This is a genomic window from Methylobacterium aquaticum, from assembly GCF_001043915.1.
Classification (GTDB): Bacteria; Pseudomonadota; Alphaproteobacteria; order Rhizobiales; family Beijerinckiaceae; genus Methylobacterium; species Methylobacterium aquaticum.
Map to the genome: position 1 here is coordinate 1 of NZ_LABX01000111.1, position 12,155 is coordinate 12,155.

General features: G+C 72.5%; 12 protein-coding genes. 5 read left to right on the top strand and 7 right to left on the bottom strand.

What is annotated here, in order from left to right; genetic code table 11:
• The first annotated feature begins 216 nt into the window (after nt 1-216).
• Nucleotides 217-1,410: an MFS transporter gene (locus VP06_RS15005; protein WP_048464588.1), complete on the top strand. Its 1,194-nt coding sequence runs from the start codon at nt 217-219 to the stop codon at nt 1,408-1,410.
• Between the two features lie 22 nt (nt 1,411-1,432).
• On the opposite strand, the gene VP06_RS15010 is transcribed toward VP06_RS15005, so the two are convergent.
• Together VP06_RS15010 and VP06_RS15015 are read right to left on the bottom strand one after the other, a co-directional pair.
• Nucleotides 1,433-2,536: a glycosyltransferase family 4 protein gene (locus tag VP06_RS15010; RefSeq protein ID WP_048464589.1), complete on the bottom strand. Its 1,104-nt coding sequence runs from the start codon at nt 2,534-2,536 to the stop codon at nt 1,433-1,435.
• A complete protein-coding gene (locus VP06_RS15015; RefSeq protein WP_048464590.1) occupies nt 2,533-3,411 on the bottom strand; it encodes a UDP-2,3-diacylglucosamine diphosphatase in 879 nt (292 codons plus the stop codon). The genes VP06_RS15010 and VP06_RS15015 overlap by 4 nt, the downstream gene beginning before the upstream one ends.
• A 269-nt stretch (nt 3,412-3,680) precedes the next feature.
• On the opposite strand from VP06_RS15015, the gene VP06_RS15020 reads away from it, so the two are divergent.
• From VP06_RS15020 to VP06_RS15035, 4 genes are all read left to right on the top strand, one after another.
• Entirely contained in the window at nt 3,681-4,664 is a 984-nt protein-coding gene (locus tag VP06_RS15020) for a DMT family transporter (protein ID WP_048464591.1), read from the top strand.
• A gap of 137 nt (nt 4,665-4,801) precedes the next feature.
• Nucleotides 4,802-5,506 (top strand): thiamine phosphate synthase, encoded by a 705-nt coding sequence (gene thiE / locus VP06_RS15025; RefSeq protein WP_048464592.1) that lies wholly within the window; start codon nt 4,802-4,804, stop codon nt 5,504-5,506.
• A 28-nt stretch (nt 5,507-5,534) separates the two neighbouring features.
• Nucleotides 5,535-6,335, top strand: coding sequence for a bifunctional hydroxymethylpyrimidine kinase/phosphomethylpyrimidine kinase (thiD, locus tag VP06_RS15030; protein ID WP_048464593.1), 801 nt, complete (start codon nt 5,535-5,537; stop codon nt 6,333-6,335).
• A gap of 136 nt (nt 6,336-6,471) precedes the next feature.
• A complete protein-coding gene (locus VP06_RS15035; protein WP_048464594.1) occupies nt 6,472-7,092 on the top strand; it encodes a helix-turn-helix domain-containing protein in 621 nt (206 codons plus the stop codon).
• Nucleotides 7,093-7,225: 133 nt separating this feature from the next.
• Here the strand turns inward: VP06_RS15035 and VP06_RS15040 are convergent, their stop codons facing one another.
• The 5 genes from VP06_RS15040 to VP06_RS15060 all read right to left on the bottom strand — a co-directional run.
• Nucleotides 7,226-7,822, bottom strand: a complete 597-nt coding sequence (locus tag VP06_RS15040; protein ID WP_048464595.1) for an ABC-type transport auxiliary lipoprotein family protein — start codon at nt 7,820-7,822, stop codon at nt 7,226-7,228.
• Between the two features lie 119 nt (nt 7,823-7,941).
• Entirely contained in the window at nt 7,942-9,021 is a 1,080-nt protein-coding gene (locus tag VP06_RS15045) for an MlaD family protein (RefSeq protein WP_048464596.1), read from the bottom strand.
• A gap of 128 nt (nt 9,022-9,149) precedes the next feature.
• A complete protein-coding gene (locus tag VP06_RS15050) occupies nt 9,150-9,935 on the bottom strand; it encodes an ABC transporter ATP-binding protein (protein ID WP_245291184.1) in 786 nt (261 codons plus the stop codon).
• A gap of 84 nt (nt 9,936-10,019) precedes the next feature.
• The gene (locus VP06_RS15055) at nt 10,020-11,114 is read right to left on the bottom strand and encodes an MlaE family ABC transporter permease (protein WP_425350913.1); all 1,095 of its coding nucleotides are present in this window, start codon (nt 11,112-11,114) and stop codon (nt 10,020-10,022) included.
• 165 nt (nt 11,115-11,279) lie between these two features.
• On the bottom strand, nt 11,280-12,155 hold an 876-nt coding region (locus VP06_RS15060), incomplete at its 5' end, for an MFS transporter (RefSeq protein WP_048464597.1).

Genomic DNA, 12,155 nt, shown 5'->3' on the forward strand with positions numbered 1-12,155 from the left:
CAAAGCCAGAGGCTTGGCACCACAAATTCGAGTTGGAGTCACCGGCCGGATGCGTCACCATCTCCGGCCGTGGGTATGACGTCCCGCGCCCCGCTCGCGGAAGCGATCGCGATTCCGGCACCGGGGAGGGGGCTCTCGACCGGGAGCCCCGATTCGCCCGGGCCCGTCCCGGCGCCCCGCCGCATCATGCCGCCCCGCCCCCGTGCGACGGCCCCGATGCCCTTCCGCTCACCGACGGCCCGCGCCGTCGCCGCCCTGTCGCTGACCCAGATCATCGGCTGGGGCGCCACGTTCTGGCTGCCTGCGGTCACCGGACCGGCCATGGCCGGCGATCTCGGCATGCCGCTCCCCCTGGTCATGGCGGGGCCAACGGTGATGCTCGTCGTCATGGCCATCGCGTCCTGGCCGCTGAGCGGCCTGTTCGAGCGCTACGGCGCGCGCCCGGTCATGATCGTGGGATCGTCCCTGGGCGCGGGCGGGCTCCTGATCCTGGGCCTCGCGCAGGGTCCGGCGCTCTATCTCGCCGCGTGGGCGGGCATCGGGCTCGCCGGCGCCGGGATGCTGACGACGCCGGCCCAGATCGCCGTGACCGAGATCGCCGGCGACGCGGCTCGCGGGGCGCTCGGCGTGCTGGTCCTGGCCGGCGGACTGACCTCGACGATCGTCTGGCCGCTCTCGGGCGTGTTGCAGGCCCAATGGGGCTGGCGCGCGACGACCTTGGCCTACGGCGTCCTGATGCTGCTGGTCTGCGTGCCGCTGCATGCGACGATGCTGGCGCGGCGTCCGGGGCCGCGATCCGGCGCGGCAAAGACCGCCGCACCCGCCTCCATCGACCGCGGGCGCTTCACGCTCCTCGCCCTGAGCTTCGCGGCGAACGGCTTCTTCACCTGGGGCTTTGCCCTCACCATCATCATTCTGTTCGAGGGGGCGGGCCTCGACCATGCCGAAGCGCTGACGGCGGCCTCCTTCATCGGCATCGCCCAATGGGCGGGGCGCATGGTCGACGTGCTGGGCGGCCGGCGCTGGTCGGGCTTCGCCCTCGGCCTCGCCGCCTACGCGCTGTTCCCGTTGAGCTTCGTCGTGCTCCTGCTGACCCGCACCTTCGCCGGGGCGATGCTCTTCGCCACGCTCTACGGCCTCGCCAGCGGCATCACCGCCGTCACCCGCGCCACGCTCCCGTTGCAGCTCTTCCCCACCGGCGCCTATGCCCGCGCCTCGGCACGCCTGGCGGTGCCGCTCAACCTCGCCTATGCCGCAGCGCCGCCGGTCTTCGCCGCTCTGATGACGCGGGCTGGGCCGCAAGCCGCCCTGTGGCTGGCCCTGGCGATCTCGCTCGTTGCGTTCGGCCTTTTCGCCAGCCTGCGGCGGCTGCACCATCGCGCGGCCGGTGGGCTGGCGGTGCCGGGGTGAGGGCGCCGGTCGGCGACCGGACTCACCCCTCGCCGACCCGCGGCAGCGGCGCCTCGCCCGGCAGCGCCCGACGCAACAGGCCGAGCCGCCCGCGCCGTCCCGGCGCACCCTCGGCATGGGCGGCCTCGATATTGCCGTAGAACTGGTCGGCGCTCGCCTCCCAGGTGTAGCGCAGGGCCTCCACCCGGCAGGCTTCGCGGGGGATCGCGAGCGCAGCGCGCGCCGCCGCGCCGAGATCCTGGTCGAGGATGCCGACCGTGGTGCCGCCGATCACGTCGAGGGGACCGGTCACCGGATAGGCCGCGACGGGCAGGCCGCTCGCCAGCGCCTCCAGCAGCACGATGCCGAAGGTGTCGGTCAGGCTCGGAAACACGAAGACGTCGGACGCCCCGTAGACCCGGGCCAGCGCCTCGCCGGTGAGCGTGCCGAGGAAGCGCGCCATGGGAAAAAGGCCGGCGAGCCGCGCCCGGTCCGGCCCGTCGCCGACGACGAGCTTGGTGCCGGGCAGGTCGAGGCGCAGGAACGCCTCGACGTTCTTCTCCACGGCGAGCCGCCCGACGAACAGGAAGAACGGGCGGGGCAGCCCCTCCAGCGCCTCGGGGAGCGCCTCGCCGTTGCGGGGGCGGAACAGGTCGGTGTCGACGCCGCGGGTCCAGCGCATCAGCCGCGTGAAGCCGCGCCCGGCAAGGTCGCGCTCCAGGGACGGCGTGCTCACCATCGTGCCGCTGGCGGCGCCGTGGAAGCGGCGCAGCCAGGCATAGCTCCAGCGCTCCGGCACCGGCAGGCGGGCGGCGAGGTATTCGGGGAAGCGGGTGTGATAGCTCGTGGTGAAGGGCCGGCCCTGCGACAGGCAGACCCGGCGCGTGGCGAGCCCGATCGGCCCCTCGGTGGCGATGTGGACGTGGGTGGGGGCGAGCGTCGGGAATCGGGCGGCGACGCCCCGGGCGGTGACCAGCGACAGGCGGATCTCCGCATAGCCCGGCAGCGGCACGCTGGCGAAGTCCAGCGGCGTCAGCATCACCGGATCGTGGCCGCGCCGGCGCCCCGCCGCGACCATGTGCTCGAGGGAGCGGACGACGCCGTTGACCTGGGGATGCCAGGCATCGGTCGCGACGAGGAGCCTCACGCGACCGCCCGGTTACCGGTGGCGGACGGCAGGGCGTTGCGGGCGGCAGGCGCCAGCTCCTCGACCGGGGGGGCGGGCCGGACGCGCGAGGTGAGGGGCTGCGCCGCCTCGGCATTGGCGCGCTTCCACTCGGCGAAGCGGATCACCTCCATGGTGCCGTCGTAATGCTCGACGACCGCCGTGCAGGATTCGACCCAGTCGCCGGTATTGAGGTAATGCAAGTCGCCGACCATGCGGCTCGCCGCGTGGTGGATGTGGCCGCAGATCACCCCGTCGGCTTCGGCCCGGCGGGCCTCGGCGATCAGGAACTCCTCGAAGCGGCCGATGAAGTTGACGGCGTTCTTGACCTTCAGCTTGGCCCAGGCCGAGAGCGACCAGTAGGTCAGGCCGAGGCGGCGGCGCACCCAGTTGAGATGGGTGTTGACGAAGAGGGCCGCCGTGTAGGCGCCGTCGCCGAGAAGCGCCAGCCAGCGCGCATGGCGCACCACGAGGTCGAACTGGTCGCCGTGGATGACGAGGTAGCGCTTGCCGTCCGCCGCCTCGTGCAGCACCTGATCCTGGATCTCGATGCCGCCGAAATGCATGTCGAGGAAGTCGCGCAGGAACTCGTCGTGGTTGCCCGGCACGTAGACCAGGCGCGACCCCTTGCGCACCTTCCGCAGCAGCTTCTGCACCACGTCGTTATGCGATTGCGGCCAGTACCAGCCGGAGCGCAGCTTCCAGCCGTCGACGATATCGCCGACCAGGTAGATCTCGTCGGCATCCACCTCCCGCATGAAGTCGAGCAGCAGCTCGGCCTGGCAACCCTTGGTGCCCAGGTGGATATCCGAGAGGAACAGGGTTCGCACGCGAAGCGCGTCGGCGTCCTCGGCCACGTGCAATCTCCTAGGTGGCGTCTCGCGCCAGCCAAACCCTATTCGCGTATCACTTTGATGACGCGATGGCGGATCGGGGAAACTCGGCCGGGGATGCAGGCCGGGATTCGTTTGCGGAGCCTTAAGATCCACCATGCGGAAGCCGCAGGGCTGCCGCCCGGCCCGGCCTCTATCTCGGCCGTGCCGATCCGTGGTTCTCACACGGTGACCCGCCGTGCTCCGCGCGGCCGCGCCACTCCCCCCGCGTCCCTCAGAAAAGCACCACGCCCATGGCAGCCCCCCTCGTCGTTCCCGGCCGGTCGGTCACCGGATCTGGCGCGTCGGGCCGTGCGGCTGCCCGCCCGTATCTCGGCATCGGGCTGAAAGTGCTGTCGGCGCTCGCCTTCACGCTGATGTCGGCCGGCGTGAAGACCCTGGCGGATCGGTTCCCGACCGGCGAGATCGTGTTCTTCCGCTCCTTCATCGCCATCGCGCCGCTGCTGATGTGGCTGCGCTGGCAGGGCAGCGTGCGCGAGGCCGTGCACACGCGGAACCTCGGGGGCCACGTGCTGCGCAGCATCATCGGCGCCTGCGGCATGTTCGCGGGCTTCGCCGGGCTGTCGTTCCTGCCGCTCTCCGATGCGGTGGCGATCGGCTATGCCTCGCCGCTCCTCGTCGTGGTGCTGGCGGCGATCGTGCTGCGCGAGCGGGTCCAGGCGTATCGCTGGGCCGGCGTCTCGGTGGGCTTCCTCGGCGTGCTGATCACCCTCGCCCCGCATCTCGAATTCGGCGGGACGGGCGGCGGCGGGGCGACCGGTGCCCTGTTCGCGATCCTGGCGGCGGCCTGCTCGGCGGCGGCGACGATCCAGGTGCGCAAGCTCACCGGCACCGAGCGCACCGGCGCGATCGTGCTCTACTTCTTCCTGTTCACCTCGCTTCTGGGCCTCTCGACCCTGGTTCTCGGCTGGACGATGCCGGGCTGGTCCGATCTGGCCTTGTTCGTCGTGGTCGGCGTGCTCGGCGGCATCGGCCAGATCCTGCTCACCGAGAGCTACCGCCATGGCGACGCCTCTCTGGTCGCGCCGTTCGAGTACACCACCATGCTGTGGTCGGTGCTGATCGGCTGGTTCGTGTTCGGCCAGCTCCCCACGGCCGCGATCGCCCTCGGCGGCGGCATCGTGGCGGCGGCCGGCGTCTTCGTGGTGTGGCGCGAGCGGCGCCTGGTGGTGGAGCGGGCCCGCGAGGCGGCGGCCGGCGGGGCGCGGGCGAGCTAGAACGCCGCCCGTTGACGCCGGCGCCGCCCGGCCCTTACTCCGAGGGATCGCCGATCGGCCCGCCGCAACCCCCGGGCCCAGCAGGGAAGCGCCCTCATGCCCGCACGCCCCCGCCCGCTCGACGCGGGAGCCCGCCCGTGACGCCCGAGGGTGTGCCCGCGACCGTGCCGGTGGACCTGCGGCTCTACGGCCTCCTCGATGTCGGGGTCTGCGGCGGCGACGCCGATCACCTGGCCCGGATGGCGGCACAAGCCGCCGCCGGGGGCGTCACCCTGCTGCAATACCGCGAGAAGACGATCGCCAATGCCCGCGAGACCGTCGCGCGGCTGCGCCGGATCCACGCGGCGCTCCAGGGCACCGGCGTGCCGCTCCTCGTCAACGACCGGGTCGATCTCGCCCTCGCCTCCGGCGCCGAGGGCGTGCATCTCGGCCAGGAGGACCTGCATCCGGCCGATGCCAAGCGCCTGCTGCCGCGCGGCGCGATCGTCGGGCTCACCGTCAAGACCGCCGCCCAGGCCGACGAACTCTACCGCCTGCCGATCGATTATGCCTGCATCGGCGGCGTCTTCGCCACGACCAGCAAGGACAATCCGGACCCGCCGGTCGGTCTCGACGGGCTCAACCGCATCGTCTTCCGGGCCCGCCTCGCCCGCGGCCCCGGCCTGCCGGTCGGGGCGATCGCCGGGATCGACCGCGGCAACGCCGCCGCGACGATCGGGGCGGGGGCGGACGGGATCGCGCTGATCTCGGCCCTGTTCGGCACCGGCCGCGACGTCGAGGCGAGGGCGCGCGACCTGCGCGGCGTGGTCGATGCGGCACTGGCCGCCCGGGGGGCCGCATGATCGGGCACCGCATTTCGGGAGACCGGACATGATCGCCGTCACCATCGCGGGCTCAGATTCCGGCGGCGGCGCCGGCATCCAGGCCGACCTCAAGACCTTCTCGGCCCTGGGCGTCTACGGGGCCACGGTCATCACCGCGCTCACCGCCCAGAACACCCGCGGCGTGCAGGCGATCTACGACATCGATCCCGAATTCGTGGCGCGCCAGATCGAGAGCGTCTTCAGCGACCTCGACGTGACAGCGCTGAAGATCGGCATGCTGTCGCGGGCGTCCGTGATCGCCGCGGTGGCGGAGAACCTCGCCCGCCATGCCGCAGGCCTGCCCCTGGTGCTCGACCCCGTGATGGTGGCGACAAGCGGCGACCGGCTGCTCGCCGACGACGCCGTCGCGGCGCTGCGGGCCAAGCTCGTGCCCCATGCCGCGGTGCTGACCCCGAACCTACCGGAGGCGGCGGTGCTCCTGGGGGAGGGGATCGCGCAATCCGAGGCCGCGATGCTCGACCAGGGCCGGCGCCTGCTGGGCCTGGGCCCCCGCGCGGTGCTGATGAAGGGCGGCCACGGCGCGGGTCCGGAGAGCGTCGACCTGCTCATTGGTCCGGGCGAGGCGGTCTTGCGCCTCACCGGCCCGCGGATCGAGACCCGCAACACCCACGGCACCGGCTGCACCCTGTCGGCCGCCCTCGCCGCCGGGCTCGCCCGCGGCCTTCCCCTGCCGGAGGCGGCCCGCGCCGCCAAAGCCTATCTGAGCGCCGCGCTCGCCGCCTCGGACCGGTTGCGGATCGGGCACGGCAACGGCCCGGTTCACCACTTCCACGCCTGGTGGGGCTGACACCTCACCCCGCCGGAATCGCCCTGCGCGGCCGCATGAACCCTTGCGCGCTCCCGGCGATTGCGTTTGATGGAGCGTACAGGCGTTCGGAATGCGGAACGCCGCGCGATGATCCAGCGGGGTTCGAAGGCAGGCGATGGGCGTCGAGCGGGGGCGGGAACGCACCAAGGACCTGGTGACCGGAGCGCAGGTGCTGTCGGGGCAGCTCGGCAAGACGATTCAGCGCCTGCGCAAAGCCTACAACCTGTCGCTGTCGGAACTGGCCGAGCAGTCGGGCGTGGCGAAGTCGATCATCAGCCAGATCGAGCGCAACGAGACCAACCCGACCCTCGCGACGATCTGGCGCCTGAGCCAGGCCCTCGACGTCTCGATCGAGCGCGTGCTCGCCACCGGCGACGAGGAACCCTTCATCGAGAAGTCGTCCCGGGCCGACACGCCGATCCTGGTCTCCGACGACGGCCGGATGCGGCTCGCCATCATCGGCTGGATCAAGACCGTCGAGTGGCTGCAATGGTACGATCTCGCCGCCGATCCCGGCGGCGTGCTCGATTCGGATGCCCACCAGCGCGGCTCGGTCGAGTGCCTGTCGGTCACCGAGGGCGAGTTCGAGGTCGACGTGGCCGGCGCGGTGCAGCGGGCCCGGGCCGGCGAGACCCTGCGCTACCGCTGCGACCGGCCCCATACCGTGCGCTGCGTCAGCGACGAAACCGGGCGCGCCATGATGGTGGTCATCATGAAGGCCGCCGTGATGGAGTGAGGGCCCGAGCCCTCGGACCGCGACACCGACCGGGATCTTCACCGACCGGGACGCCGCGCCGGTCCTCCGGCCCGGGCCGACGATGCCGGCCGCCGGCCTGTCCCGGCGCGTCGGCATCGGCCCAGCGTCGCCCTCACCCCCCGGCGTTGATCCACACCACCAGATCCGCCAGCACCAGGGACAGCGCCCGGTCGAGGCCGTTCGCCGCCACCGCGGCGCTCACCTCCGCCACCGGGACCCGGGCCTGGAACACCTTGGCGGCCACCACGGTGCCGGTGCTCTCCTGGATCAGCTTGGCCGAGAGGTCGACCACCGCCTCCCGGGTACCGGCATTGATGTCGAAGGCGCGCAACTCGGTGATCAGCACCGTGTCGGCCGCGACCTTGTCGCCGGGACGGCTGACGGATTTCAGCCGGTTGGCGTTCTCCAGACTCTGGATCACCCGGGCCTGCACCAGCCGTGGCAGCCGGTCGGCCCATTGGCCGCCGCCAAGGAAGGACACCGACCCGCCGGGCTCGCGCACGATGATCCGGTCGGCCTCGAAGGGTTGCAGCCCGACCGGCTCCGCCACCACGATCGAGCGCCGGGCCGCGCCGCTGCGGGCCGCCCCCGGCAGGGCGGTGAGGTCGAAGGTGGTCGGCACCGCGCCGCTGCCGCAGGCGCCGAGGAGCAGGGTCAGGCCGAGAGCCAGAACGGCGAGCCGGCGCGGGGAGGGGACCGGGAGGAGCATGGGAGCGGGCGGACCGGAAGACGGGACCGGGATGGGCCCGGACGCTTGACCAGGGACGGAGTGACAACGCTCCGCCGGGCGCGCGGGTGCAACCGCCGCGAAGCTGCACTGCACCATAGTCAGCGACCGTTGTATTCGGGCAACGACGGCTTGCCGCCGAAGATCACCTGGGAGGGGTCGCGCTCGATGGTCCGCACGGCGCTGTTCAGGCTGTTGAGGGTGCGCTGGCCGTCGGTGGCGAGGGTCTGCACCTCGCGCCGCCCGGCGCCGCTGAGGCGGCTGACGCTCTGGGTCAGGGTGGCGGTGCGCTTGTCGAGGTTCTCCGACATGATGCGGAAGGCCCGGCCGGCATCGCGGATCGAGATGGCGGCCTCGCGCACCTCCGCGAAGGTGCTCTTGCCGGCCTCGCCCGAGGCGGAGCCGAGGAAGCCCTCGGCGCCCTTCAGCACCGCGTCGAGCCGGTCGGCGGAGGCGTTGAGCTTGCCTGCCAGCGCCCTGGCGTCGCGCACACCCGCCTGCACGTCCGGCGAGGCGGCGGCCAGCGCCGACGAGAACGTGTCGGCATTGTCGATCAGGCTCGCGAGCTTGCGCCCGTCCACCGCCTTGGTCAGGGCATCGAGGGCCGGCGCGCTGTCGCCCAGGGTCTTCGAGAAGCGCTCGACATTGGCGAGCGTCCGGTTGATCGCCCCCTCGTTGCCGGCGACCACCCGGTCGAGGCGCTGGAGCATGTCGTCGGCGCGCTGCGCGATGGTCCGGGCCGCCGCCATTAGGTCCTGGATGTCGGAGGCGTCGGCGAAGATCGTCGGGATCGGATCGTTGTTGGTCGGCGCGAGCGGAGCCGCGTCGGCGCTGCCGCCGGTCAGCGCGATCGAGGCGACGCCGGTCAGCATCGTCATGTCGAGGCGCGCACGGGTGTCGACGCGCAACGGCGTGCCGCGGTTGACCTCGACGATCGCCGTCACCCGCCGCGGATCCTGCGGCAGCAGCCGCACGTCGGTCGCCTCGCCGACCCGGATGCCGTTGAAGGTGACGGCCGCCCCCTTGGCCAGCCCCCCGACGCCGCCCGAGAACACGACGCGCACCGGCATCCGGGCCTGGTTCGACGACGAGCCGCGCAGCCAGAACGCGAAGGCGAAGCCGAGCGCGATCACCGCCAGCGTGAAGGCCCCGATCAGGACGTTGTTGGCGCGGGTTTCCATGCCTTAACGGTTTCCGTGCTCGTGCGGGGCGAAGGGCAGGAGACACGCCCCGAGAGACGCTCCTGTGGCATGGCCTAGCTCACGAAGCTTAGGCGGAACCGGGCAGCCGGCGGGTGCGGCAGCGCACATCAGGCGACGCCCTCGACGACACTGCGGGATGACAACGCTCCGGCCTCCGGCACCACGATCGAGCGGGCGCGCTTGCCGTGGAAGTAAGAGCGCAGCCACGGGTGATCGGAGGCCAGCATGGCCTCGATCGGCCCCTCGGCGATGATCTGGCCGTCGCCGAGCGCCGCGATGCGGTCGCAGGCGGTGTAGAGGCTGTCGAGGTCGTGGGTGACCATGAACACGGTCAGTCCGAGGGTGCGCTGGAGGGTCGCCACCAGCTCGTCGAACTCGCCGGCGCCGATCGGGTCGAGGCCCGAGGTCGGCTCGTCGAGGAAGAGCACCTCCGGGTCGAGGGCCAGCGCCCGGGCGAGGGCCGCGCGCTTGATCATGCCGCCGGACAATTCGGAGGGCAGCTTGTCGGCGGCGTCGGGCTTCAACCCGACCATCTCGATCTTCAGCCGGGCGAACTCGTCGAGCAGGCGCTCCGACAGGGCCAGGTGCTCGCGCATCGGCACCTGGATGTTCTGCTTGACGGTCAGCGCCGAGAACAGCGCCCCCTGCTGGAACAGAACGCCCCAACGCCGCTCGATCACCCGGCGCTGGGCGAGGCTCAGACGGTCGACATCCTCGCCGAACACCTCGATCGTGCCGGAGCGCTTCGGCACCAGGCCGAGCAGCGTGCGGGTGAGCACCGACTTGCCCTGGCCCGACGGCCCGACGAAGCCCAGGATCTCGCCCCGGCGGATGTCGAGGTTCAGGCCCTTGAGCACCGTGCGCTCGCCGAAGGCGACCACGAGGTCGCGCACGCGGATGATCGCGTCGCGGCGCGCAGGCGGGGTGGGGCTCGGGATCGGCACGGGGGGAGTCGGCAAGGGTGTGGGTCGCCTCGCTCAGAAGTCGATGGCCGCGAAGAACACCGCGAAGAGCCCATCGAGGACGATGACCATGAAGATTGACTTGACGACTGAGGCGGTGACGTGGCGGCCGAGCGACTCGGCCGAGCCCTCGACCATGAAGCCCTCGACCGACGCGATGATGCCGATGATGAGCGCCATGAACGGCGCCTTGATCAGTCCGATGACGACGTGACGCAGGCCGATCGCGTTCTGCAACCGGAACGTGAACGCCTCGAGCGACAGCCCGCCATAGAGGAACGACGTGAGGGCACCGCCGGCGAGGGCGGCGAGATCGGCCAGGAAGGCCAGCAGCGGCAGGGCGAGCATCAGGGCGAGGATGCGCGGGACGATCAGGATCTCGATCGGGTCGAGGCCCATGACCCGCAGGGCGTCGACCTCCTCGCGCATCCGCATCGAGCCGATCTCCGCCGTGAAGGCCGAGCCGGAGCGCCCCGCCACCATGATGGAGGTCAGCAGCACCCCGAGCTCGCGCAGGGTCAGGATGCCGATCATGTTGACGACGTAGCTCTGGGCGCCGAAGCGCTGGAGCTGGATGATGCCCTGCTGGGTGACGATGCAGCCGACCAGGAACGAGATCAGCATGATGATCGGCGCGCCGCGCAGGGCGATCTGCTCGATCTGGTTGACGAGGGCCGGCCCGCGGAAGCTGCGCGGCCGGGCGAGCACCCGCAGGCAGCCCGCCACCACCTCGCCCAGGAAGGCGAGCCCGGCCAGGCTCTGGCGGCCGAGACTGCGGAGTCCGGCCCCCAGGCTCGCCACCGGATCGAGGGGATGGAAACGCCGGCGGCGCGGATCCGGGGCGGACTGCCGGTAGGCGACCTCGCGCAGGAGGATCAGGTGCTCGGGCGCGGCGCCCGCATAGGCCGTGCCGGGGGCGAGGGCCGCGCGGGTCCGTTCCAGCACCCAGGCGCCGAGCGTGTCGAGGCGGGACAGGCCCGACAGGTCGATGACGAGGGGCAAGGACGCGGCCGGATGTCCGGAAGCCGCGTGTGCGGCCGCCAGCATCTCGGCGGCCGCGGCCTCGACGGCGGGAGCCTGGTCGGCGGTCCAGCGGCCGGCGAGACGCAGGGCGACGCCGCCCCGCTCACGCTCGACCGCGACGCGGGCGGGATCGCCCCCCCGCGTGATGGGTGCGGTCGGCACGGGCCGGCCTCCCTTGATCCACAACAATCCCCTCGGCCCGGTCCTATACCGCGTCATGTTAACACTTCGCAAACCATGGCCCTGCGGACCTCAGCAGCGCGACCGGTGCGATGCGGCCAGGGTCAGGGCGAGGCCGAGGCCCGCCACCGGCAGCATCAGCCCGAAGGCGAGAGAGCCGCCGCCGGCCCGGTAGGCCACTCCGCTCGCCAGGGTGGCGGAGGCCGAGGCGAGGGCGGCGCAGGCCGCAGAGGTGCCTTGCGCGGCGCCGCGCGCACCCTCGGGGGCGAGGCGCGACAGGGCCGCCATGACGCCGAGTTGCGTCGCCCCGAAGGTCAGGCCGTGCAGGGCCTGGAGCGGCAGCACCAGGGCCGGCAGGCCGGAGGCGGCGAGCAGCCCGGCCCAGCGCAGGAGAGCGGCGACGGCCCCGAGCCCGAGGAGCCGGAACGGCGCATCGCGCAAGCCGGGCACGCGGCCGACCAGGGCGAAGAACGCGATCTCGGCGACGACGCCGAGGCCCCAGGCGAGGCCGGTCGTCGCCGGGGCGAGGCCGAGGCCGACCCAGTGGATGGACCCGAAGGCATAGACTGCCGCATGGCTCGCCTGGATCGCCGCACCGGCCGCGACGGCGAGCCACAGGGCCGCCGGCAGCCGTCCCCGCCCCGACGAGCGGGCGCGTGGCGGCCCGCCCTCCGCCCCGCGGAGCAGGAGGGCCGCGCCGCAGGCCGCGGCGAGTTCGAGGCCGGCGAGGAAGCTCGGGATGCTGCCGGTCCCGACGAGGCCGAGGAGCCAGCCGCCGAGGAGGCTGGCCGCCAGGAAGCCGAGGGAGCCACCGAGCCGGATCCGGGCATAGTCGAGCCGCGGGTCGCGCCGCACCGCCGCGAGGCTCTGGTAATCGAGGCTCGGCACGAGAGGCGCCGCGCCGACGGCGTTGAGGGCGATGAGGGCGGCCAGCACCGGCCAGCCGAG